Source organism: Prevotella bivia DSM 20514, assembly GCF_000262545.1.
Lineage (GTDB): Bacteria > Bacteroidota > Bacteroidia > Bacteroidales > Bacteroidaceae > Prevotella > Prevotella bivia.
The window spans coordinates 452726-477248 of the sequence record NZ_JH660660.1; the positions used below are offsets into that span (position 1 = coordinate 452726).

The following is a 24523-nucleotide window of genomic DNA, read 5'->3' on the forward strand; positions in this document are numbered from 1 at the left end:
GAAATAAGAAAATTACGGCGAAAAGATGTAGGTAAAAAGCTCCTTTCAACGTAACTTTGCGCTGCTTACGAATAGAAAACCGAAAGGTTTTGTTTCGAAAGACTATGGATAATAAACTAGAGATAACTTTAAAAGGGAAAAAGTATGCATAAGTTAATAGCAGCAAACAAGGAAAACGAGAGCAATGTAAGCACTCGTATTGAGCTGATGCAACAAGCTCGTCATGCAATGATCGACAGAAGAAGCAGTAAGGTAAATTAACTGTTTCATATTGAATGAATTAAAAAAAAGAACCATCCTACGTCAAAGGCTTAGGATGGTTCTTTTGGTTTCTCTATTATTCCTAGTGAGTTTATCAACAACTATTACTTTGTACTTTGCGATTGTCTATGCGCTCTGCTAGCTTTCCGCGCATACTCAAATAGCGACGTAGGCAAGTGGCAATAGCCCGTAGGATTTTTCACGAGATAGTCTTGATGATATTCTTCTGCCCTATAGAAGTTGCTTAGAGGGAGATTTTCTACAGCTATATGCTCATTGAGCTGACGTTGCTCTGCAGCAAAAACCTTCTCTATCACGGCTTTATCAGCAGGATCGACATAATAAACACCCGTGCGATATTGTGTTCCCTTGTCGTGTCCCTGCTGATCAATACTTGTAGGATCGATCGCCTTGAAATAAAGTTGTAGCAAGAACTCAAGCGATACTTTCTGTGGATCGTAGGTTATATGCACTGTTTCGGCATAGCCTGTACGGTCGGTACATACATCTTCATAAGTAGGATTAGCAATATTACCATTGGCATAACCCACTTCTGTGGCAACAACACCATCCACTTGCTTTATATAATGCTCTGTTCCCCAGAAGCATCCACCAGCTAAATATATTTCTTTCATTGGCTTTAATAATTTAATATAGGCACCGTATCCCTCACGCTTCATATCTTGTAGGGGAATAAAGCGCAGCGATGCACTGTTAATACAATAACGTGTACCACCTTTATCTGATGGTCCATCGTCGAATACATGTCCTAAATGGGCTTTTCCTGTACGACTTTTCACCTCTGTACGTACCATACCATGCGACTTATCAGTATGTTCCACAAGCAGTTTTTTGTCGATAGGCTTACTAAAAGCAGGCCATCCACAGCCCGAATCGTACTTATCCGTAGAAAGGAAAAGCGGTTCGCCCGTAGTAATATCTACATAAATACCGGGGCGGAACTCCTTGTCGTACTCATTTGTAAACGGACGCTCGGTGGCAGCATGCTGTGTAACAGCATATTGTTCAGCCGTCAAACGCTTACGAAGTTCGGCTTCGGAGGGTTTCTTGAAAGAGGTACGTTGTGTGGTAATGGGGTTGTCTGTCATAATGGTATCATTCGTTTGGTTTCCTCGTGCAGCATTCTGGCAAGCACTAGTGAGCGTAATTCCGATAAAAGAGAAGAGGAAAGCGAGTATAAAAGTTTTCATGTTAATTAAGTTTTAAGTATTAATAAAATTGAGAATTGTGTTTTATTGAGCGTTGGTTCTATTAAAAATTGAGAGTTGAAAGAGGGAAAAGTGTTTTAGAACCGTTTATACCTTTATTATTGTTTACCTTCTTTTCGTCGTTCGAGGACAAGAACTTTCAACTCTCAATTTTCAATTATTTTAAAGATTGCAAATAACGATCAGCCTCAATAGCTGCCATAGAACCTGTGCCTGCAGCGATAACCCCTTGACGATAAACAGGGTCGGCAACATCGCCAGCTGCATAAACACCTTCTACAGAAGTAGCAGTAGAGAAGCCCTTCGTAACAAGGAAACCATGATCGTCCATTTCTAGCTGCCCCTTGAAGAGTTCAGTGTTAGGAGAATGTCCAATAGCGAGGAAGAAGCCATCAATTGGCAAATCGAACTTTTCTTCGTTAGGTTCACCCTTAAAGCGAACGAGGTGAGCACCCTCAACACCGTCTTGTCCATAGAGTCCTACGGTGTTGGTATTGTAAAGGATTTCAATATTTTCTTGCTTTTCCACACGCTTACGCATAATATCAGCCGCACGAAGATGATCTTTACGAACTATCATATATACCTTCTTAGCCAATCCAGAGAGATACATTGCCTCTTCACAAGCAGTGTCGCCACCACCCACAACAGCTACCACGCGCTTACGATAAAAGAAACCATCACAAGTAGCACAAGCACTGACACCTTGTCCACGATACTTCTCCTCGTCTGCCAAACCTAGATATTTAGCCGATGCGCCTGTAGCAATAATAATGGTTTGTGTTTCTATCTCGTTACCGCGTTCGTCCTTAGCAATGAAGGGTCGCTTACTTAGATCCACTTCAACAATAGAGCCATCGCGAATATCAGCACCATAATTCTCGGCTTGTTGCTTCATCTCTAACATAAGTTGGTTAGCATCAATACCCTCATGAAACCCTGGGAAATTCTCAATTATTGTAGTAGTAGTAAGCTGTCCACCTGGTTGTAATCCAGCATAAAGCACTGGTTGGTGGTTAGCACGTCCAGCATAAATGGCTGCTGTATATCCAGCAGGACCACTGCCGATGATTAATGTCTGAATTTTTTCCATATATTATTTTATATTTCTACGCTTTATCTATTTAACTGCGAAGATACAAATATTTAATAAATCGACAAAGATGAAAATACAATTATTAAGTCAAATTAGCCTTTTATCATTCTATACCCCAACGCGTTTAATTCAACAGCAGCCCCCATTACATACAATTGCTGGAGTGCATCAACAAAAGCAAGAAAAGCCTCTTTACTACCGGGCTGAATACCGAGGTGCATAAGTTTGTTATTAGTACGAGATGCACATTCTCCTACTACCTCTAACCAGAATTTCTGATCGTCCTCACTTAACAAGAGTACCTTTTGGAGGATATATTCGTCCATGTGATCATAATTGATACGATCACGAAGATAGAGGTAAAGATTATCTACCTTATTATATAATTCCCAATCTTCGTCCCAATACTTAGCAATAGCCATTCCAATATACATCATCCACCCTAAAGCAGCAGTAGGATATAGTGCAAACTCGCGGATACCATCAGGCAAATATGCTTCGGCTATTTGCTGCCATTTATCGGCAATATCAGGAGTAGTAGGTAGGATTTCATCTATTAAACCACGTGAAAGTAAATACTGAGTGAGATCTTGTTGAAAAGGAAACATAGACATAAGAAATAGAGATTTTAAAGTTGAATTCTAAACAATTAGGAATAATTGCGATATTAATTTATCTATCATTTGATGGCAATAAACAACCTAACTATATGAAATAAAAAAAGGACGAATCTATTACTAGATGTCGCCCTGATGAAAGGAGGAGTGGTGCTTCTTGGAGTCGAACCAAGGACACACGGATTTTCAGTCCGATGCTCTACCACCTGAGCTAAAGCACCCCTTCTGATTTATTTAAACATTTATGAGCGTTACACTCATTTCTGTTTTGCGAGTGCAAAGGTACAAACTTTTTCTATACTAGCAAGCGAGAGATTAAAAAAGTTTGTCTTTTTAACGTTTGTTTTATATTCAACACCTTCTCTACACAAAGAACATTGCCACTCCCACTACAGATATTACTGCTCCTAATACGCTTTTTACTGTTATCTTCTGATGAAAAAGAAAATAAGTAGGTAGCAAAATCATAATTGGGGTAGTAGCCATAATGGTACTAGCGACACCAGCCACCGTATATTGCGAAGCCATCAATGAGAGCCCGACACCGATAACAGGTCCTGTTAATACTGCTAATATGATAAAAAACATTCCCTTTAGATCGGTACTACTGCGTTTAAAGTCGGAAAGCTTTCCCTTTACAATTAGTAAAGCAGAGAAACAAAGTAATCCAGCTACTAAGCGTATGATATTTGCAGAGAACGGTATTTCAAGCGAAAACTTAGCTAAATAGTCTTTCGGAACTATATGGGTATAGTGATGCAGACCAATAACGCTTAACACATAGCCCACGCCCTGCCCTATTCCTGCACCTAAACCGAAGAGAACCCCCCGAAGAGGAAGATCAAGGCTAACAAGCTTCTTACCTTGCCCACGTCCTAACACTGAAATTGCAATACCTAGGAGTGTTACAAGCATTGCCACAATATTCATAAGTGTCATGCGCTGACCCATCAACACCCAAGCCGAAATAGCAGAGAAAATAGGGGCTGTAGTCATAAAAAGTTGACCATATCTTGACCCAATAGACAAATAACTATTAAGCAAACAAATATCACCTATGAAGAAGCCTACCGCTCCTGATAATAAAAGCCACACCCACGTTTCTACATCAGCATACTGTGGTAAGGCACTTCCCATAAGCACCCAACAAAGTATCATAGAGCAAGCCAAACCTAAAAGCATACGCCAAACATTGGTAACAGATACGCCAAAGCGCTTGCTCGACACCTCACATGTAAGCGCTGCTGCTGTCCATAGTGCAGCAACAGCTAAACTAATAAACTCACCAATAAAGTTCATCACACATTAATTATTGATTAGACCATCCTTGTGCTTGAAGTTCAAACTCATTGCCATCACGAGCAATGAGAAAAGCACCAAGGTTTGATTTGGTAATATAGCCTATTTGATGAACACCTTCGATATGCTCAAGCTTTTCATGATCGCCAATAGGACAAGTAAAAAGCAACTCATAGTCCTCACCACCATTCAGTGCGGCAGTAGTAAGGTTCATATTAAACTCTTCGCAAGTAGAAGCCGTTTGGAAATCAATAGGAAGTTTATCTTCGTACACTCGACAACCGCAATCGCTCTCTTTACAGATGTGTTTGAGTTCGGAAGCTAATCCATCAGAAATGTCTATCATTGAAGTTGGATGAATACCAGCGGTGTGAAGCACCTCTAACATATCACCACGTGCTTCTGGTTTTAACTGTCTATCTATGAGATACTCCTTACCAGCAAAGTCGGGTTGAAAAGCATCAAGAAGTTCCTTCTCTTTCGCCAAAGCTTGCAATCGTAACTTGTCATCTGCATCTTGAGCAGCTTTCACCTTCTGCTGATACTCTTGTATTTGCTGATAGTAAACGGTTTTTTCACGCTCTAAGATCTGAAGCCCCATATAAGCTGCACCGAGATCGCCTGTTACACAAATCAAATCGGTTTCATGCGCCCCACTGCGAAGTACTATGTCTTCTGGAGCAGCTTCACCTAAACAAGTTAAAGTAATAGCTAATCCTGTATAAGAAGAAGTGGTATCACCACCTACTATATCCACATTCCATTTCTTGCAAGCACGACGCAATCCTAGATAAAAGCTGTCAAGATCGCTCACTCCAAAACGCTTACCAAGTGCGATAGTACATAATATTTGACGTGGACTACCATTCATTGCAAATATATTGCTTATCGTTGCCATAGCACACTTATAAGCTAGGTGTTCCATATCAATGTAAGTAAGATCAAACTGGATACCTTCCATAAACATTTGTGTAGTAACAAGTGTCTGCTTATCACCATAGCTCACCACTGCTGCATCATCGCGAAGTGCTACCACAGTTGATGTGTTTTGTATCTTTATATCTTTTGTAAAGCGATCGATCAAGCCGAATTCGCCAAGTTCTTTTATTTCCATTATTATTTGTTAAGGCTAATAGAGAGAATGAAGAGCTAAAGGAGTAGATAAAGATAAGTGGTTTTTAGAAGTATTATACGTTTCGTACTCTAAACACCTTAGTATCTTTATCCACGCTAATAATAGTACCTTATGATCTCTTTATGATCTCGCGGAATATCTCTGTCATACGAGGTTGGGCAGAATTAGCCGCTTCTTGCACCTCCTCATGGCTCACCTCTACAGGCACATCAAAGCCCCCAAGATCGGTAATAACACTGATACCAAACACACGAATACCACTGTGGCGAGCTACAATAACCTCTGGAACAGTACTCATACCTACAGCGTCTCCGCCTAGGATACGATACATCTTATATTCAGCAGGTGTCTCAAAAGTAGGACCTTGCACTCCAACATAAACCCCATGCTTTACGCGGATATTTTTTTCGGCTGCAATCTTATCAGCAAGTGCTATCAAAGCATGGTCGTAAGGCTCGTGCATATCAGGAAAACGAGGTCCTGTTGGGAAATTCTTACCACGCAAAGGATGCTCTGGGAAGAAGTTAATATGATCAGTTATAATCATTAACTCACCTATTTTAAATTCAGGGTTCATACCACCCGATGCATTAGAAACAAACAAAGTTTTAATACCCAACTCGTGCATTACACGTACAGGGAAAGTTACCTGCTTCATATCATAACCTTCATAGTAGTGGAATCTTCCCTGCATAGCCATAATATCTTTACCTCCGAGCTTACCGAAGATCAATTTCCCAGAATGTCCTTCAACTGTTGATACTGGAAAGTTTGGAATATCGCTATATGAAAATTCGTAACTATCTGTTATCTCTGAAGCTAATTGTCCTAGGCCTGTTCCCAGAACGATTGCTGTTTCTGGGTTTGTTGACATTCTTTCTCTTAGCCAAGATGCTGTTTCTTGAATTTTTTCGTACATAAGATTCTATTTTTTCGTTGAATGTTTTACCACCTTCAAGCATGAATTCCACCTTGATAGGCAGAGCATAAATATTTTGTTTTACTTCTTCTGACAAGCCTTCCAAATAAAAGAGTCTAACCTGATCTTTCTCTGTAGTGATGATACGTTTAGGCGAGGGCATAGCAGCAAACCGTTCGTTGATACGTTCCACATCACGTTCGGTAAAGTTATGATGGTCGGGAAATGCCATAGTTTCAAGCTTTACACCTCGGGTATACTCCATTATATCGACTTGCAAATGCTCTGGCGATGCTATTCCTGTTAACAAAAGGATGTTTTCGCCCATAATTTCGTTTAATGGAACCGTATCACCTCCGTTGAATATTGGTTTTAAATCACAATAGGAAAGCGTTGTGAAATATAGCTGTTGAAAAGCCTTTAGATCCATAGCTTTTGAGAGAACTCGATAATCTATAGGATTTAAATTTTTCGGACACTTTGTTACGATCACAATGTCTGCACGCACCTTCGCACTTTGCGGTTCACGTAATCTTCCTGCAGGAAGGAGCTTATCATAATTAATAAATTTATGATAATCCACCAACAGAATATTAACCCCCGGCTTGACATAGCGGTGTTGAAAAGCATCATCGAGCAAAATAACCTCTACATCCTTTGTATCTTCATCTGAAATAAGGTGATCAATACCATGACAACGATCCTTATCAACTGCCACATACACACCTTCAAACTTTTGCTTTATCAGAAAAGGTTCATCGCCAATATCGCGCATTGTGGTATCTTCATCTGCTACCACATACCCTCTACTCTTTCGCTTATAGCCACGTGAAAGCACTGCTACCTGCATTTCATCACGTAATAAATCAATGAGATATTCCACATGAGGTGTTTTCCCCGCACCTCCCACTGTGATATTCCCCACTGAAATAACAGGTATCGAATAGCTCTTGCTCTTTAGTATTTCCGCATCGAAGAGATAGTTTCTGATCCCTACTCCTAAGCCATAAAGCCAACTAAAGGGCAAAAGCCAACGGTTTATTTTAATGTAATCGCCTTCCAATATTTTAATGAATATTTAACTCGTATGGAATACGCGCCTGAATAGCACTCTGCTTATTCATCGTTTTGAGCAATGTATAAGGCTGATAGAAGTCGCCTAACTGCGCTTTCAATTTCTCATCGAGATAGTTATCTACAACATTTTGTTGCATAAGTTGCTCCAACCAGCCCATAGGAGCAGGATAGTCGGCTATTGCATAATCTGTTAAACGAGCTAGTTTGGCAGCCTTTGCAATAGCAACATCTATACCTCCAAGCTCATCAACAAGCCCGATAGTCTTAGCATATTCACCCGTATAAACATGACCTTGTGCTAATTGTTCCACCTGTTGTTCAGTCATCTTACGACCTTCTGCCACGCGATGACGGAAAAGTGCATATCCACGATCAATATATTGTCCTAGAATGCGAAGCTCATCTGCATTGAATGGACGTGCTGGTGATCCAAAAGCTGCATATTTATTGGTAGCAACTTCATCAAACTTCACACCAAGTTTTTCTGTCAACAATCCACTAGTATCTGGGAACATACCGAAGATACCAATAGAACCTGTCAAAGTAGTAGGATTAGCTACTATCCAATTGGCTGGTGCTGAAGAATAGTAAGCACCACTAGCAGCTAAACCACCCATACTCACTACTACGGGTTTCTGCTTCTTTAATTCCATTATCTGATGCCAAATCTGTTCCGAAGCATAAGCCGATCCACCACCAGAGTTAATACGAAGTACCACCGCTTTCACGCTCTCTTCCTCTGCAAGCTTTGCTAAATCCTTGCAAACTTTCTGCGCATCAATAACTTCACCTTGTGCCATTGGGTTATTTGCCACGCCATCAACAATATCTCCAGCCATGTAATACACAGCCACCTCATCACTATCAAAGGCAGGTTTTATCGTTCCAACCATGTCGTCTAGCGACACTTGGTGTAAATCGTCAGCATCATCAACTCCCATTTTAGCCATTACCACTTTCTTTATTTGGTCGGTGTATAGGAGTCCATCTACAAGTTTCATACGTTGATAATCGGTTGGAGCAGCAAATGTTATAGCACTATCAGCATACTGATTAAGTTGCGCTGTAGTAAGTTTTCTGCTTGCGCCCACTTCTTTTACTACATTGTTCCATATACCAGAAATAAAAGCCTTGGTCTGCTCGCGGTTTGGTTCGCTCATCTTATCCTCAGTAAACATCTCGGTAGCACTTTTATATTTGCCCACCTTTGCTACCTGCATTTTCACACCAAATTTAGCCAAAGCATCTTTGAGAAACATAGGTTGAGAAGCGACACCATGCCAATCGATCATACCCGATGGGTTTAAATACACCTTTGTTGCAGCCGAAGCAAGATAATATGCCTGCTGTGTATAGGTATCAGCGTATGCAATTACCCACTTACCACTTTTCTCAAAATCAACCAAAGCCTTACGAGCTTCTTGTAAAGTAGCATACGAATCGGCTTGAAAGGCTCCTGCCTCTAGGTAAATACCTTTCACCTTATCATTGGTCTTAGCTTCTTCTATTCCCTGCAAAAAAGTATTTAAAGAGACAGGGGTAGCCACTTCCCCTACTAATTTTTCCAGCGGATTAGAGCCCCTCTCTCTATCATTCATAATACCTGTAAGGTTAATCGCTAATACCGAATTGTCCTTTATTTCCGTTTCATCTCCATCTACAGCCAATGCCAGCAGCATAATACTACCAAACAAGAAAGCTACGAAGATAAAGCCAGCAACAAAGATGCCGACAACGGTTGAACAAACGTTTTGGAAAAATGTTTTCATAAGCTACACATTTAATTATGGTGATACTAGTTTGCAAAGATAAATAATTTAGTTGAAAATTGAAAGTTGAAAGTTGATAAAATTGAGCGTAACAAGAGCGTTAAAAGTTTAATAGTTAAGGAAATGAAGCAAATACCGAAAGTTTTTCCTAATAACAACATCTTATTTTACAAAAACTAAGTAGTCTTTCAACTTTTGATATTATGACACTCAAAAATATTTTCTTATCTTTGCGATCAACAAAATATTACTAACTTCTATCAACGCCTATGGAACTAACGATAAAAATAGTACACTTCGCCATTTTTCTATTGATTTACTCTTTGCTAAATAAAAAGATCAGGGTTATGAGATTATTCAATATCTACGTTATTTCTTTTTCTGTATTACACACCCTTAAGCGTAACTGCGACCTCGCCACGCTCCCAGGCTATGACTATTGGGGCGAGTATTTCCTACCAACACTAGATATTATACGAGTTATCGGGATCATAACTATGTTCGTTTATTTTATGAAATGGCTATGTGCCAAGCTCAAAAAATACAGCCAGCAGTGGCATGCTAACCACGTTGGGGAAAAGAAAACATTGCTCATACGCTGGATAGATCTTGATGATTATAGTTATACCGACCAGTATTTTGGAAGTACCATTATCCTTCTTGTTTTCTTTAAATTATTCATTTGAGCTTACTAGCAAAAATTAGCCTTGTAACAAACTGATATTTAATCAATTATAAAAGATTACCTTTTATTTTACCCTTACAACTACCTGATATAACGATAGTTACAAAGAGGTGTTTTCTATTTTTGCCGATTTTGAGAGAAAGAAATATATTTACAGTTACTTCTAAAAGCCTATAACTTGTCTCTTCATAGTATTTTGGAGCGAGATGTTTAAGAAAAGCTAAAGAAAAAAGGGATACCTTCTCACGAAGATATCCCCTTTCAACAATTTATTTATGAAAAAAATCTAAAATATTTACTTCTTTTTTATCTACCAATAGAGTGTGTTTACTTTACTAAAAGCTTAGCACTTAGCTTTTCTAGCATATCTTTTGTCATGCTTTCAAGATCGTATTGTGGCTTCCAGTCCCATTCAGCACGAGCGCAACTGTCATCGAGCGAGTCGGGCCAACTAGACGCAATGGCTTGCTTCAATGGGTCTACATCGTAAACCATTTCAAAGTTTGGCATCTGCTTACGGATTTCTTGATATATTTTTTCAGGATCAAAGCTCATAGATGCAATGTTGAAGCCATTGCGGTGGATTAAGCGTGTTGGGTCGGCTTCCATCAAGTTGATAGCACCATTGAGGGCATCGGGCATGTACATCATATCCATACGTGTACCCTTTTGGATAGGGCAGACGAACTTTTCGCCACGTACAGCACTGTAATAGATATCTACAGCGTAGTCGGTAGTACCACCACCAGGAGGGGTAACATAAGAGATAAGACCAGGGAAGCGTACTGAACGCGTATCAACACCATACTTATTAAAGTAATAATCGCTCAAAAGCTCGGTGGTAACCTTTGACACACCATAGATAGTCTTTGGACGCTGAACGGTGTCTTGAGGTGTGTTCTCACTTGGAGTACCGGGACCAAAAGAACCAATAGAGCTAGGTGTGAAGACAGCACACTTGTTTTCGCGTGCTACTTCGAGGATGTTCCATAAACCGTCGATACCTATCTTCCAAGCCAATTGTGGCTTGCTCTCGGCTACTACTGAGAGAAGAGCCGCAAGATTATAGATAGAGTCGATCTCGTATTTCTTCACAGTTTCAGCAATTTGCTGAGGGTTAGTAACATCAGCGATTGCGCATGGACCACCATCGCGTAGTTCACCAGTAGGTTCTGCACCAGGGATATAGCCCGCAACAACGTTGCTGCTTCCGTAGTTTGCTCTTAGTTTGCGAGTAAGCTCTGAGCCAATTTGGCCTGTTGAGCCAATAACTAGAATTCTTTTCATTTCTATACTTAGATTTAGTAGGCACAAAGTAAATCTTTTTTTATGAGGTGGCAAACAAAGAAATGCTAATTATTTTTAATTTTTTAAGGACTAGCCGAAAAAAGTTTGTTTGTAGCCTTTACTTCTCAAAAATAATGACTTCCTTTGCAGCGAGAAGTTACGAAAAGAGTGTAATTTATTGGAAATGAGCGTAGGTTAATTGCTCTTGATAGTAATAGGTTACGATTTAGTTAGTTATCTACTGCATTATCCTTCTGCGCGTTGCGTAACCTTCAAAGAACTCTTCGTATGCAAAAGTAGCTATTTAATTCGAGATTTTGATATAAACTCCCGTTTTTTATCCCCTCATTCATAAGAATTTTCCGTAAAAGCGGTATTGTCCGTCGGCACACCATTGCCCAAAACGAGTTTGGAACAAACGTGTGCCGACTACCGCATAGCTGGAGAAAAGGGCATTGCCTCACGCCTAAACGATGTTTAGACAGATGAAGCAATGCCCCTTTCTTTTGCGCCTATGCCAAGAGGTGCTTTTACGGGTTTTCAAATGATTTTTCTTTTTTCGCTGTCTCTTTTGCCGGAAGCGGAAAGTGAATGCAGAGTGTGTCAGCCTGCCCCATGAATGAAACAGGCGCCCACACACAGCCGGACAAACCGGGAAGAATGATTGTTGCCACCCGGCTGAACAAGTTCCGTCGGATCGGAAACAATCATACTTCCTTTGTTGTGGTTTGCCCTTTTCACGCTTCCGGTGATGTCTTTTTCCTTTTGGTGATTCTTTTTTTTACGGATTTTCCCCTGAAGTTTTTTTCTACACAATCTGCCTCTGTTTTCGTTTACCTCCATTTTGCGCCTTTCAGTAAGCCGCATCAGTCAGTCATTTTCGTTCTGGGCGCAAAGGTAATTCCGGGATTGGACGGGAAAGCAAGGTCAAGCCTCCTGTTTTCGGTAAAAATCTCCAGCCCTGCGGGTAGTGGAAAAGCCACACTAATTTGACCCACGCTGGCAAAGTATTTTAGACCCAGTAAAACGATTTATTATTGACCCACTAAATGCCCTGGTCGGGTGGGTCATTTTATTTCGCTATTACCTACCAATATTCTTTGCTTTTATCTTTCTAAGACTCTCTCCAGTTAGTTCTATTTGATATGAGCTATGCACGATTCTATCTAGTACAGCATCTGCCACGGTAGGGTCGCCTATTGCATCGTACCAGTTGTCCACAGGAAGTTGAGAAGATATGATAATCGACTTCCTTTCATGCCTATCTTCTATAATATCAAGTAATATAGGACGCTCTTTTGCATCTACAGGTACAAGGAAGGCATCGTCGAGGATTAACAAGCGACATCGCTCTATCTTCTTTAGCTCTGTTTCTAACGTTCCTTTATTCTTGGCGACTTTAAGTATCCCTAGTAATTTTGACATATTAGCATACATCGTTCTAATACCATTTTTACAAGCATGATAGCCTATAGCTGTAGCGATAAAACTTTTACCAGTTCCTGATGAACCAGTAATAAATATATTGCGTCCTTGCTTGATAAAATCAAGTGAGAGTATTCTCTCCATTTTGTTTTGGCTAAGGTTGCGATTGATATTATAATCTATTTGCTCAGGATAGGCTTTATATCTAAACCCTGCTGATTTTATGAGTCTTTCAATAGCAGCTGCGGAACGATAGTCCCATTCTCGAGATAAGAGCCATGATAAAAAGGCATCTGGTGTCATCGTATCTGCAATTGTAGTTGTTAGACTTTCTTCAAAGGCAGTTGCCATACCCGTAAGCCTCATTCTATGCATTAAATCAAGAGATAACTGATTCTTATCCATTTCTTGCACAATAGGTGCTGTCTTATTATTATTTAGTTCCATAGTTGTTTACTTTAATTGTTTGCTATTATTGTTATTATTGGATAATTGCTTTGAGAAATAATCCTTGCCTCGTATGTTCTTATGCGTTTTTGATTTATATTCAGGAGATAGCTCCATATTATCTTCATCCATAGATATATAGGAAGCATCATCACCCTTCTGTAGTATATCCTTTATCTCATTATAGCCATAGCGTCGTCCTTCCGAAGCACAGTTACAAGCTGCTACTAGACGAGCCATGCCATACTTCTTCTCCAGCGACATGATACCACGGCAAGAGCGGAAGGCTTTTGGTGGATATTTCATCTGCGTAGCGACTTCCTTGAGATAAAGCAGAAGGATGTTGTCTATTTGCCCTGCCCGTTGATATATTTCCTCCAAATCCTTTTCAAAGCTACCATGATGACCAGGAAGATTATGTGCATCTTTCTGTGAGTAGGTATAGGGAGTATCATCTCGCTGATGGATGGTAACTAACTTTAACCCATAGTAGATTTGAACATTGTCATTATCGTAAATAAGCTCCATACGTTTGCCGATATACTCTGTTGGAACACTATAACTATGCTTTCTTAGCATAACGAAGCTATTAGCCATGACAGTAGCAGACTTTCTAGACTTCATCTGATAGCGAGCGGTAGGAAGAGGACGAAGAAAATCTTTTTCCATTTCCTCAAATAGTTCTTGGCGGGATTCCTTACGTCCACTCAATCTACGGCTATTAAATGCTTCTAAAGATGTGCGTATAGCAATATTAAGTGATTCTAGATTATGGAAAATTTGCCCTTCAATATCTACATATACCGACCGATACATTAGCTTTACAGCATTCTCAACCAGTGCCTTGTCCTTGGGACGGCGCACCCTAGCTGGATAAACAGCCATGTCATAAAATTCAGCCATAGCAGCGAAGTCGTCATTGATAACAGGCTCATTACGATCACTGCGGATAACGGCTGATTTTAAGTTGTCAGGCACAACAGCCTTGGGTACACCACCAAAGAAATGAAGAGCATTCTCGCAAGCAACGATAAGGTCTTCCTTCTTCTGCGACCACACTGCCTCGCAATAGGTGTAATGACTGCATGGAAGGGTAGCCACAAAAACCTCTACCTTCCGCACCTCACCCGTCTGTTCTTCGACTATCTCTAGTTTATCACCCGCATAATCAATATACATCTGATCGCCAGCAAGGTGCTCTACATGTCCTACGGCTCGTGTTTGACATCTGTAGGCATGGATTGCGTGTTTGAAAGTAGAATACTGGTAACCATTAGGATGAGTTTTGAGATACTCCGTGTGAAGAGATAAGATAGAAACACCCTTCTTGCTAAGCCGTTTCACATAATCAGGAACAAGTGCCTCTAACTCCAACTTACGAGCAGAAGGCGGACGGTTACGAGAATGCCCATCTGAAAACAAGTCCGCTAGCTTATCATCTGAAAGCGACAGAATTTGCTCCATAGACAAGCCACTTTCTTGGAATTTACGGACATACTTGCGGAGGGTGTTACGAGATATATGGAAAGTACTAGAAATACTTCTTATTCCCATACCAGATGCGTAACAGCGCAATAAATTCTTTAATTTTGTCATATAAATAATAGTTTTATGTTTTTAATGCCGACCAGGACAGTAACACAAAACTACAAAATGACCCTAAAAAACTAGCGTTTCAAAGGGTCATTCTTATTTTGGCAAGGTGGGGCTGGTTATTTTAACCTTACTGGGTCTAAAATACTTGCCAGCGTGGGTCAAATTAGTGTGGCTTTTCCATATCCTATCGGCTACCATTGAAGGCAAGCGAATAGAAACCATTGAAGTATCATTACGAACTTTGGAAGTGGTACAAAGTCGTGGAGTGTGCAACAAGAATACGGAATATCACGAACAGATAGTAAACCTTGTGAATGCCAATCGAGGTCTTATAAGCCGAAGAATGAAAGCAACAGCATAAAGTATGAACCATTAAATTATCAGAGATATGAAGACAGAGATTGAAAACATTATCTACAACTATGCGGATGAGATACCGCATATTCTTATTAGGGTTATCAATGCAATAACCCTATCCGACAGCAAAGAGGAGTTAAGGGCGGCTATCAACAAAATAGCCGAAGAAACAGAACTTGATAAGTTCTTTGCCTATGGCTATGGCGCACATCACTTTTGGCTCAAACACCGCAAATTATCCAATGGAGAACCAAAGGAATACAGATTATTAAAGGTTGAATTTTAAGATTATGAAGAAGAAAGTTTACAGAGTTCGGACGCAATATGTCTTTGAAGGAGTGTTCGATGTGGTTGCGGAGAGCAAAGAAGACGCACGGCAGAAAGTCCTGCAACATTGTGGGTTGGTTATGGGTGGAAGCATTCACAGCACTTTGCCCGATGATGAGATAAATTGGGCATTTGACAGACACCCCTACAAACGAATAGACAGAATAATGAAAGTGCAAAAATATCCTCCTAAATAATAGCAAAAGCCACGCAAGCTAAAATTTGCGTGGCTTCTTTTCTTTCTCTTTGAACGAGTAGGCGACCAAAGCAAAGAAGCAAAAGAAAGTCGCAAGTATTTTTAGATGAATACTATTTTCTAGACATTTCTTCAAATGCACCAAATGAAAATACCATACTAATATCTTCATCTTTTGCTTTTTCTGTAGATGATAAATCTTTCACTCCACAAAAACATGGTATTTTTTCTTCATCTAATGGTGTCGGTATATAGGGCATTGTTAGACTTTTTCTTTGTTTCGAAAAATCTTTATCACACAAAGGTATCGGTATCTGGATAAAAAAATTAAAGTATGCCAATCCGAAAATGTAAGCAGGAACATCATCGTTATCATTTTTTCTTTTAAAAATCATACAAGAATTAAAAGGAAATCTTGCTTGATATAATCTTTCTATCATCTTTAATCCAGGACCACACTCTCGTTGTCCCTGCAACCATGATAATGTGTGTTCAAAATATTTTAATTCACTTTCAGGCATTATTGTTAGTGCCATCTTGGTTAAAGCTTTATAAACATACTGTGGAATATAGCTTCTTTTGCCTTTAACAGAAAATGATTTGTTGTTAATATCCAAGTCTACTTTTAGTTGTTCTCCTTCTACACATTTTATATTAAAGCCATTTGTATCGATAGATATAGATGATTGTTCTGATGAATTATTTTTATACTTAGGTATCTTTCCTCCACCTTTGTTCACTTTTGCAAAGACATGATGTAATTTCATAAATTCGGCAAACTGACTCTCATATTTGCTAAATAGTTGATTACAAGTATCACATTCGTATTTGGATTTTAAGGTCTGATTACCTATAAAATGAGGGATAGCGTGAGCAACCTTGTCGAAAGTAACATTTGGAACAGATCCTCCGCAGAATCTACATTTCCCTACCACAGAATCTGTTAGAATAGTATCTTTATGCTCATTAAGATGATAGGTAACTATCTCTTCATAATATTTACATAGTTCAGATAGCATTGTTTCAAAATTTAAGTTTATCATATGTTCTCTCTTTTAAAAACGAAATTATTCTATTTTTAGTAAATAGTAGAAAAAGAAAAATAATAATGATAAAGAAAAAATATTATTAAAAAAATTGTTGCTTGGAACATTAATTATGGCAGAAAGAATAAGGTGTATTCTGTTTGTCTCCATTTAACTAATCCACACAACACATTTCCTTGTTTCTCTCAAATGCCACAAAATCTTTAGCGAAAATAACACCTCTCTCAATTACAAATGAACTCCATTGGAGATAATCTCAGAAATTAAACTAGAATACCATACAGTACCAAGTCCGTAAGAATTTTTCCTTATAATCGTCATATCACCAAGATCAAATGGTGCACATTGTTGCACAGGTTCTCCAGAATACACTCCTAAAAAGACAAATTGTTTTTTTTCTGAGTGCATCAATTGACCATCTATCATGGCTATTTTCGTAGGTTTACTAATTACGAGACCACCAGATGAACCCGGGAAGAGTTGTGCATCAATTAGGAAGGTTGGCATATTATTAAAATGAAGCCCCCAGCCACTGGATATTATACCTGATTTCACGATTGGGAATTTATTCGCTATATCATAATAGCCACGAGGATAACTTGCTACTATAATGTCGCTAGTAACATCAATCTCTATAGGAGAGTTTATTGGTAAATTGTCATTGCTTAAACTTCCTCCAATAATAAACTTCCTATCGGTATTGTGGCTAACTACCTCTATAATCACATCATCAACTTTTATTGCTACAACATCAACATCATTATTATTATGTAATAATAATCTCTGTTTCAATTGCTCTTGATTCAATATAATAGGAACCCATTTTACTTTATCATTGATAACCTCTCTTAGATTAAAAACAAAATGGTCTGGTAAAACTTCACATTCGTTTATTTTTGGTAGAGCAACATGTCTATTTGTTATCAAATATGTTCCCCTTATTTTTCTCCATTGACCACCATCTACATTTGGATCTTTGGGAGAAATTTCATTATAATAAAAGCCAGACCCCTGTGATTTAAATTTGGTAGTACCACATTCTATTAAAGTCGTAAGCCCATACAAATCTTTGTCAAAAGAAATATTTTCTTTCATATTAGTGTTTTTTGCAAATCTACTCATTCATAACGAGAAAGGCAAATAAAACAGCAAGAAAACGCCTTTTGCGAAGCATAAAATGTCGCAAGAGGCGTCTTTGATAATCAAGTTAAATAAAACAGCGCAAACTCCACTTGTCTGCGTTTGACTAACCCATTCAAAACTTTTCCCTTATATCGGCAGAACGAAACATACTCCCGATAGAAGTTCCTATCTCCTGCCTCTATTTTTCGCAGCAGTCGGCTCTTGGGGTGCTTACCATATCCGAGCAACCTTCCCACACCCACATTATAGGCAAGTAAGGTCAGCAGCAGCGCATCTTTACCATAGCCTTTGAAGTGTTCAAAGCATTTCCAAAGGTCGGCACGGAGCAGCGAGGCTGCCTGTCGTTCCGTCATATTGGAAGAGAAATGCTCGCCCGGTTGCAACTGATGACCATATCCGACATACGGATAGCAACCTTTTCCGTGTAGCCCCTCGAAGTATTTCACGACCACCACGGCGCGTTCAAAAGGAGGTAAGTCTGCCAACCGTACCCTGCGCTGGGCAAGGATCGGCTGGCAGAGCAAGCACATTATACAGAATAAAGCAAAGCGTTTAGCTGTTCGCATCGTTCAAGACTCTGGTTACTACTGCGGTGGTCTTTCCCTTTTCCTCCGCCTTTTCGTTGTTGAAACTGAAAGTCAGTTGCTGCATCTTACCGAAACTGTCCTCCACGTACACGTCAATCGTCTGGCGGTTGGTGGAGAGCGAGGTGTAGTATAAGCGGAACACGTCCTTTGTGAGCGGATAGCGGTCGTTGGGCTTGAATACCGTTCTATCGTCCATTTTCAGTGTTCCCTTACCGTCAGACTGGAAATAACGTATCGTATAGTGAGTGTCAGCAAACTCACCGCCCCGCTTCAGTGTGCAGCGTATCTCTGCCGTCTGTCCCTTGACAATGTCCTTCTGAACCGGCATTGTCTCCACCGTAAACGGATAAGACTGCCGAACATCCAAATCCCTATCACAAGCAGATAGGCAAAACACGGCAAGGGTCAGCACGCCCATTACCCAAATCGTATTCAATATCTTCTTCATCTTTTCTTCTACTTAAAAGTTAAACCTTAGTCCTGCTGAAACAGCCGGACGAAAACGATGCACGTCAGAGCCGAAGAGCAACCGCCCTTGTGCCTTGACAAGAAACAGAAGCCTGTCCGTAAGGAATACTTCCAACGAGCCATGCACGGCACCGCCATAGACGAAGCGTGAGCGGTCGAGCAGCGTAGCCCCATCGGGCAGCAGCTTCTTGTCCTCATTCAACTCCTCGTAACCGCCCAATGCGGATATGCCAGCATAGAGAAACATGTTCTTACCCCTGTCGGAGAGACCAGGGTGCATATAGCCCACTTGTAAGAGTGCATCCTTGAGTTTTACGTTATAACTTCTGTACGGCATATTCTGCTGTTCATACTCTGCCATAACAAAAGTATAACTCTCACGACCCAGATAGCGGGTGAGTGATGCTCCCATGCCGAAATTGTCAGCTGCAAGGAACTTTTCACCCTTGATGAGCGGAACGCTTCCTACAACCTCTATTCCCCTTTGCTTGGGTATCAGTCGCTGTGCTTGCGATGGCAAGCTAAAAGCCATTGCCACCGCTATGCAAACCGATAAAATGATTATCTTCTTCATAATGTCTACCATTTCAGTTTGAGATTATCAATCTTCTTTGCCAACTGCAGGTCTTCTGCCGTTACATAAAAAGTCAGTGTACGACCGCCATTTCTCTCATAGAGTGTCACTTCAAGTTGCTTATCCTCCGAGAGGGCAAACTGCTCCAATACGAACACGGAATGCTCGCTATCCTTGCCCTTTACCTGCATCACCTGATGATAGGCACGAAGCGGCTGCAACACCTGTTCTTGTATGGCAGTGCGCTTTGCCATCTTCTTATCCACCATCTTGAATGTGATAAAATCCACCGAGTACGGCATATTCGTGCCGTTTTCCATACGAGTGTGGAAATACAGCAAGCCGTTATGGGCATACAAGCCACGAAGCAGGAACTTCATGCCGAACTGCTGTGCACCGATATGTTTGATGGTACGCTTGTCATTCTGATAGATAGTCTGCATCATCAGTTTGACTAATATAGGCGACTCATTGCCGAGTTCCTTAAAATAAATGTCGACACGATTGCTGGGCAATCGCCCCTCAGTTGGTGACAGGAAGTCCTTCATCTCGATGCTTAACTTCTCCGGCTCATCGGCATACTTCACGTTGAAAGCATAGAAAGAGCCGTCCTCACAAATCACGCTCATGTTGGTTTCCGTCTCAAAGTCCTTCACCGAAGCCTTTACACGTAGTACGTTCTCTGCATCCTCTGCCTTCCCTGCGATAATATTCTGTGAGCCCAAGTCTACATAACGAATAGTAGAAGGGAATATAAGATGCACGGTCTTGTCGAAGGTAACGGCAAGACCATAAGGCAGTACGACACGCCCCGTTGGTATGGCACGGCTCATTCCTTGAAAGAGTTCTCCCGAAGTGAGAGGACGGCTCGGTGTCAGACCATCATTGTTTTCCTGTGCTGTGGCTGTTGCTCCCACCATGGCAAGCATAGCCATTGATAAAATAAGTTTCTTCATTGTTCCTTTTGATTTGATGTTTTTTTTACTTGTCATTTTTGATTGTTTTATTTGGACTGAACCAAGAAAAGGCGGTAGCCACCCTTGAGCGTCACCTTGATAGTGCGCAGCTTCTTCTGAAGCAGCTGACTTGCACCCTGCATCACACCACGAGCCGCCTCGGAGATAATCTGGTCCTTGGCAGAGGAAGCGAAGGTAAAGGATGTGCCCATTGAACCACCGATGTTCGCCCCGACTTCCTTAAGCGCATTGATGTCCTCCGAACCTGGTATATACACGCCCTCTTGTCCGTCCGTGTCGTATGCCGAGAGCTTGACGGCTATGATATGCCCACCAACCTCAATACTCTTAATGAGCAGGTGCATACGGTTGCCCTCAATCTTGGCAGATGCAATCAGCCGGCTCTGCCTTGGAATACGCAGTCCCTGCACCTTGGCAGTCTCCAGCAGACGAAGCACCACATTGTCGCCCTCCTTGAGCGTGGTCGTTCTGTCCACCACCACTTTGAGCGTGTTGCGCATCGTGGATGCAGCCGTACTTGTTAGCGAATGGAAGCCCATGTTGCGTACTCTTGTTCCATATTCCTTGATAAAATCTGCATCGCTCATCGGCTGACCGAGTGAAGTCACCACCTGTTTGCGCTCCGCCAAGACCTCCATAACTGGAGCGTTTGCTTGCATCTGCCCCTTTTCTGTTCCAATATCGGTGATTGTGGGTGTGTTTCCTTTATCATTCGCAAAAGCATTCTCCAATGACGGAGGGACAGATGATGTCTTAGGAAGATACTTCGCTGCCATCTGATAGCTCTTTTCCATCAGAGCAAGCTGTCGTTTCTCCTCATTGTCCTCCCTGCTGTCTTTGGAAGCCAATTCCTTTTTGAGGTTGTCAATCTCCTGTCTCATTGCCTCACGCTCCTCTTCATGCGGATCGGGAGCGTAAAAGGAGTTCAAAAGGCGATTATTCTCCTCATAGCGATGCATGGAGCTTTCTATCTTCGCTGTTGATGCAGCCGCCTCCTCACGCTGCGCTTCTGAGGGGGCTGTGTTCTGTGCGAGATAGTCCGACAGCTTGCCCATCTCCTCGCGGCTCTGCTCTTCCTCGTGTGCCTTATCGCCTAATTCGTAGGCTTTGAGCTTGTTTTCGGTGAGCTTTTCTGTCGTTGCCTGCGGGATGCTGTCATTGAGTCCCTGCTCCGCAGCGGTCTTATCCTTGCCCGAAGGGGCGAAGATAAACCACATCGAGAGGGCAAACAGCAGTCCCAGTCCTCCGAAGACCAAGCCTTTCTTCATTTGTTCTTTCTGTTTATTATCCATTTTCTTTGACTGTTTGATGATGTTGTAGATAAAAATTACCGTGTAACTCTTGTAAAGTACTGTCCGTCCGTATGGGACTGTCCGTCAGCTTTCCCGTGGGGATGGGTAGTTTTTCCTTCTTTGGAGGAAGGAAGAACTGTGCTATCATCCAAAGCGAGCAGAGCAGATAGATGAAACTCAGCCCATAGACGATTTCCTTTCTCTGCCTTATCGTGAGCCTTTCACAACGATGGCGGAGCCACAGGTGAGAGCGCAGATATTGACGTGAGAGTAAAAAGTTTCTTTTCCTTGCCATAGCCTTATCGTTTATAAGTCTGTATGTCCCTGTTCTCCTTCACAAGGAAGTTCTCCATCAGGAAGCCTTGCGGGTTGTTGTCCGAACGGACAGAGTTCTGCAGCGTGCAGGTCGTAACAAGACTGCGCTCTGTAATATTACTCTGACGGACGATAAACTCCCGTGCATAGGTCGTTACCACATAAGGGTAAGTATTAAAGTTGCAGTGGATAGAGTCCACCTCTATGCGCTGATTGATATTACCCGATATGGCACGGTTATAATAGCCTTTCTCCGCCAAGTCCTTATAATAATTGAAAGCCGACTTGTCGCATAGCAGGAAGGCACGCTCCATGTTCCTCTCAATGGCGTCCTTGTCGGGCGCAATGGTAAAGAACAGCTCATGAAAACGACGCACGTGTTCTCTTGCCTCTACGGGACGATTACGACTTGCATCCTGACTGAGAGCCAGCATGAGCGACTTTCCTTGGTCAAGCACATAGATTTTCTCCCTCTGCTCCTTGGCGAAGCTGTACGAGGCATAGACAGCATAACCGCTTACTACCACACATACGATGGCAAAGACAAAGGCATAGAGCCGTATCTGTCTGAATGAGGTCTCGATATTATTAAGTGATTTGAATTCCATTTTTTTCTTTTATACCCGTTGATTAATTAAGCATAGTTGCTCCATTTCTATTTTCCTCTGAGCAGCGCTCCCTTGATGCGTCCACCGATATTTCCCACAGCAGCACCTGCGCCTGCCATAGCAGCCTTGCCACCAGTGTATGCACCTTGTGCGCCACGCTGTGCAGTCTGATTAACATTGCGTCCGTATGAGCCGATACCGCCTCCAGCTTCAATAATCCAACCTGCCACAGTAGGTACACAGAAGTAGCCTACAATACCGATAAGGAAGAAGACGATGTAATACCACGTTCCCGAATCAGGCAGATAGTTCGGATCGCTGAGTGCATCGATGTCTTTCTGCATCATCAGCACCTGTATCTTGGTAAGCAGTGCCGTAAGAATAGAGCTGACAGGCAGCCACAGATAGACCGATATATAGCGTGAGAACCAAGCCGTAAGTGATCCTGCAAGACCATCCCATACGGCTATGCCGAACACGATAGGTCCGAGTATCGAAAGGACAATCAGAATAAAGGTGCGAAGCGTGTCGATGATGAGTCCCGAAGCATGGAACAGCAATTCCAAAAAATCGTGTACCAATTTCATGACCCATTGCTTGGTCTGATAGGCGGCACGCTCGGCATACATACCCGCTATCGTCACGGCATCCTCTGGACCGATAATGCCCATTTCCTCTATCTTCTGGTCAAATTTCTCGTTGGAAACCAAATAAGCCGTCTCGGGATTCCTGAGGTAGGCTTCCTCCTGCAACTTGTCCCGCTTGGCAGTAAGTTCTGCAAGGTTCCCCTCCTGCTGGTGTACCATCATCTCCGTTCCCTGCACTACAGGCGAGAGAACGGCATTCATCGTACCCAGTACGACTGTCGGGAAGAACATGATGCAGAAGCCCAGCACGAAAGGTCGGAGAAGCGGAAAAACATCTATTGCCTCGGCACGGGCAATGGAAGCCCACACCCGAAGGGCAATATAAAAGAGCGCACCCAAGCCCGCAATGCCTTTGGCAATGCCCGTCATCTGGGCACAGAGGGGCATCATCTCGTCATAGGTGGAGCGTAGCAGCTCATGTAAACTGGCAAAATCCATAAGCAAAAGTGTTTTATGAAAGTTTTTTTCAAGTTCTTTTTTTGTCTGTGGATTTACCAATACCTGCTTGCAGTATTACCATAGAGCGCCTTAACGGAGGCAAGGTTGTTCTTCTCCCTTGCACGCACATAACTCACGGAGATATTCTTCCTTGTATAGTACGATACCAAAGAGCGGTATTCACGTAGTGTTGTATAGATACGGTCTATCTGCTGCATGCGCTCGTGGTCGTTCATGGAGAAGACATTACTCTTGACAATGGACTTGAGTTCCTTCAGACACTCACCGCTCTGCTCGAGCAGCTTGGTGTAGCCCGAAGCCATCGCAGCGAGTTCTGTCGGGCGAAAGTTCTTGTCTGAGAGCATCTTTTTGTAGGAAGTGACATAGACCTCAGAGATGTCGCCCACCATGAGAATACACTCCTTGACCTTATAGGCATCGCCAATAAGGTTATTCACCTTCTTCAAGGCATCGTAATACTTTTTGGTGTCGTTGTAGAGCTTCTCCACCTCCTTGAATCCGTCCAAGGTATTCTTTACTGTCTTCGAGGCGGTGGCAATCTCCTTGACCGTATTGGCAATGTTGCCGGCAAAGTTACCGGGATCATAGACCGTCCACTGTGCGTGGGCTTTGGAAACTGAAAGGCTCAATCCTAAGAGAGCCATAAATAAAAACTTTTTCATTGTTACTGCTATTTTGATTGTTC

At 41.7% G+C, this 24523-nt stretch carries 26 protein-coding genes, 1 tRNA gene and 1 pseudogene; 5 read left to right on the top strand and 23 right to left on the bottom strand.

Annotated elements, in window-relative coordinates; translation table 11 throughout:
- Positions 1–365: 365 nt before the first annotated feature.
- From PREBIDRAFT_RS04250 to sppA, 9 genes are all read right to left on the bottom strand, one after another.
- On the bottom strand, positions 366–1370 hold the full coding sequence (locus PREBIDRAFT_RS04250) for a bifunctional methionine sulfoxide reductase B/A protein (protein ID WP_394330216.1): 1005 nt from the start codon (positions 1368–1370) through the stop codon (positions 366–368).
- A gap of 277 nt (positions 1371–1647) precedes the next feature.
- Positions 1648–2583: a thioredoxin-disulfide reductase gene (trxB, locus tag PREBIDRAFT_RS04255; protein ID WP_004338530.1), complete on the bottom strand. Its 936-nt coding sequence runs from the start codon at positions 2581–2583 to the stop codon at positions 1648–1650.
- Positions 2584–2678: 95 nt separating this feature from the next.
- A complete protein-coding gene (locus PREBIDRAFT_RS04260) occupies positions 2679–3200 on the bottom strand; it encodes a hypothetical protein (RefSeq protein ID WP_004338531.1) in 522 nt (173 codons plus the stop codon).
- A 151-nt stretch (positions 3201–3351) separates the two neighbouring features.
- Positions 3352–3424, bottom strand: a tRNA-Phe gene (locus PREBIDRAFT_RS04265).
- A 142-nt stretch (positions 3425–3566) separates the two neighbouring features.
- Positions 3567–4502: a DMT family transporter gene (locus tag PREBIDRAFT_RS04270; RefSeq protein WP_004338532.1), complete on the bottom strand. Its 936-nt coding sequence runs from the start codon at positions 4500–4502 to the stop codon at positions 3567–3569.
- A 10-nt stretch (positions 4503–4512) separates the two neighbouring features.
- A complete protein-coding gene (locus tag PREBIDRAFT_RS04275) occupies positions 4513–5616 on the bottom strand; it encodes a thiamine-phosphate kinase (protein ID WP_004338533.1) in 1104 nt (367 codons plus the stop codon).
- A gap of 130 nt (positions 5617–5746) precedes the next feature.
- On the bottom strand, positions 5747–6556 hold the full coding sequence (locus tag PREBIDRAFT_RS04280; RefSeq protein WP_004339315.1) for a purine-nucleoside phosphorylase: 810 nt from the start codon (positions 6554–6556) through the stop codon (positions 5747–5749).
- The gene (lpxK, locus tag PREBIDRAFT_RS04285; protein WP_004339317.1) at positions 6438–7619 is read right to left on the bottom strand and encodes a tetraacyldisaccharide 4'-kinase; all 1182 of its coding nucleotides are present in this window, start codon (positions 7617–7619) and stop codon (positions 6438–6440) included. Before lpxK ends, PREBIDRAFT_RS04280 begins: the two co-directional genes overlap by 119 nt.
- 4 nt (positions 7620–7623) lie before the next feature.
- Positions 7624–9402 carry a signal peptide peptidase SppA gene (sppA, locus tag PREBIDRAFT_RS04290; RefSeq protein ID WP_004338536.1) on the bottom strand — a complete coding sequence of 593 codons (1779 nt, stop codon included), beginning with the start codon at positions 9400–9402 and terminating at the stop codon, positions 7624–7626.
- A 347-nt stretch (positions 9403–9749) separates the two neighbouring features.
- Here sppA and PREBIDRAFT_RS04295 point away from each other — a divergent pair, with 347 nt between their 5' ends.
- Positions 9750–10088, top strand: a complete 339-nt coding sequence (locus tag PREBIDRAFT_RS04295; protein ID WP_004338537.1) for a hypothetical protein — start codon at positions 9750–9752, stop codon at positions 10086–10088.
- Positions 10089–10414: 326 nt separating this feature from the next.
- Here PREBIDRAFT_RS04295 and PREBIDRAFT_RS04300 read toward each other — a convergent pair whose 3' ends face one another.
- Positions 10415–11374, bottom strand: a complete 960-nt coding sequence (locus PREBIDRAFT_RS04300; RefSeq protein WP_004338538.1) for an NAD-dependent epimerase/dehydratase family protein — start codon at positions 11372–11374, stop codon at positions 10415–10417.
- Between the two features lie 615 nt (positions 11375–11989).
- On the opposite strand from PREBIDRAFT_RS04300, the gene PREBIDRAFT_RS11630 reads away from it, so the two are divergent.
- Positions 11990–12367 carry a hypothetical protein gene (locus tag PREBIDRAFT_RS11630; RefSeq protein ID WP_244864323.1) on the top strand — a complete coding sequence of 126 codons (378 nt, stop codon included), beginning with the start codon at positions 11990–11992 and terminating at the stop codon, positions 12365–12367.
- 90 nt (positions 12368–12457) lie between these two features.
- Here PREBIDRAFT_RS11630 and istB read toward each other — a convergent pair whose 3' ends face one another.
- Positions 12458–13246, bottom strand: a complete 789-nt coding sequence (gene istB, locus PREBIDRAFT_RS04310; RefSeq protein WP_004337048.1) for an IS21-like element helper ATPase IstB — start codon at positions 13244–13246, stop codon at positions 12458–12460.
- Between the two features lie 6 nt (positions 13247–13252).
- The gene (gene istA / locus PREBIDRAFT_RS04315; protein ID WP_004337046.1) at positions 13253–14842 is read right to left on the bottom strand and encodes an IS21 family transposase; all 1590 of its coding nucleotides are present in this window, start codon (positions 14840–14842) and stop codon (positions 13253–13255) included.
- Between the two features lie 181 nt (positions 14843–15023).
- Between istA and PREBIDRAFT_RS11065 the strand changes: the two are divergent.
- The 3 genes and pseudogenes from PREBIDRAFT_RS11065 to PREBIDRAFT_RS04325 form a co-directional block, all read left to right on the top strand.
- Positions 15024–15203, top strand: a pseudogene (locus PREBIDRAFT_RS11065) (PcfJ domain-containing protein); the annotation flags it as partial.
- Between the two features lie 27 nt (positions 15204–15230).
- Positions 15231–15485: a VOC family protein gene (locus tag PREBIDRAFT_RS04320; RefSeq protein WP_004335996.1), complete on the top strand. Its 255-nt coding sequence runs from the start codon at positions 15231–15233 to the stop codon at positions 15483–15485.
- A gap of 4 nt (positions 15486–15489) precedes the next feature.
- Positions 15490–15723 (top strand): hypothetical protein, encoded by a 234-nt coding sequence (locus PREBIDRAFT_RS04325; protein WP_004339320.1) that lies wholly within the window; start codon positions 15490–15492, stop codon positions 15721–15723.
- Positions 15724–15835: 112 nt separating this feature from the next.
- Here PREBIDRAFT_RS04325 and PREBIDRAFT_RS04330 read toward each other — a convergent pair whose 3' ends face one another.
- The 11 genes from PREBIDRAFT_RS04330 to PREBIDRAFT_RS04380 form a co-directional block, all read right to left on the bottom strand.
- Entirely contained in the window at positions 15836–16765 is a 930-nt protein-coding gene (locus PREBIDRAFT_RS04330) for an HNH endonuclease (RefSeq protein ID WP_004335999.1), read from the bottom strand.
- Between the two features lie 231 nt (positions 16766–16996).
- Complete coding sequence (locus PREBIDRAFT_RS04335) at positions 16997–17863, bottom strand: S1 family peptidase (RefSeq protein ID WP_004336002.1); 867 nt, start codon at positions 17861–17863, stop codon at positions 16997–16999.
- 107 nt (positions 17864–17970) lie between these two features.
- Entirely contained in the window at positions 17971–18477 is a 507-nt protein-coding gene (locus PREBIDRAFT_RS04340; protein WP_004336003.1) for a glycoside hydrolase family protein, read from the bottom strand.
- Positions 18464–18946, bottom strand: coding sequence for a DUF3872 domain-containing protein (locus PREBIDRAFT_RS04345; protein WP_004336005.1), 483 nt, complete (start codon positions 18944–18946; stop codon positions 18464–18466). Before PREBIDRAFT_RS04345 ends, PREBIDRAFT_RS04340 begins: the two co-directional genes overlap by 14 nt.
- Before the next feature lie 12 nt (positions 18947–18958).
- A complete protein-coding gene (locus tag PREBIDRAFT_RS04350) occupies positions 18959–19552 on the bottom strand; it encodes a conjugal transfer protein TraO (RefSeq protein WP_004336006.1) in 594 nt (197 codons plus the stop codon).
- Positions 19546–20496: a conjugative transposon protein TraN gene (gene traN, locus PREBIDRAFT_RS04355; protein ID WP_036875631.1), complete on the bottom strand. Its 951-nt coding sequence runs from the start codon at positions 20494–20496 to the stop codon at positions 19546–19548. Before traN ends, PREBIDRAFT_RS04350 begins: the two co-directional genes overlap by 7 nt.
- Positions 20497–20543: 47 nt before the next feature.
- Positions 20544–21809, bottom strand: coding sequence for a conjugative transposon protein TraM (traM, locus tag PREBIDRAFT_RS04360; RefSeq protein ID WP_004336008.1), 1266 nt, complete (start codon positions 21807–21809; stop codon positions 20544–20546).
- Positions 21802–22104 (bottom strand): hypothetical protein, encoded by a 303-nt coding sequence (locus PREBIDRAFT_RS04365; protein WP_004339322.1) that lies wholly within the window; start codon positions 22102–22104, stop codon positions 21802–21804. Before PREBIDRAFT_RS04365 ends, traM begins: the two co-directional genes overlap by 8 nt.
- Before the next feature lie 4 nt (positions 22105–22108).
- Positions 22109–22732 carry a conjugative transposon protein TraK gene (traK, locus tag PREBIDRAFT_RS04370; RefSeq protein WP_004336011.1) on the bottom strand — a complete coding sequence of 208 codons (624 nt, stop codon included), beginning with the start codon at positions 22730–22732 and terminating at the stop codon, positions 22109–22111.
- Positions 22733–22779: 47 nt separating this feature from the next.
- Positions 22780–23817: a conjugative transposon protein TraJ gene (traJ, locus tag PREBIDRAFT_RS04375; RefSeq protein ID WP_004339324.1), complete on the bottom strand. Its 1038-nt coding sequence runs from the start codon at positions 23815–23817 to the stop codon at positions 22780–22782.
- A 53-nt stretch (positions 23818–23870) separates the two neighbouring features.
- Positions 23871–24500: a DUF4141 domain-containing protein gene (locus PREBIDRAFT_RS04380; RefSeq protein ID WP_004336015.1), complete on the bottom strand. Its 630-nt coding sequence runs from the start codon at positions 24498–24500 to the stop codon at positions 23871–23873.
- Positions 24501–24523: the final 23 nt, after the last annotated feature.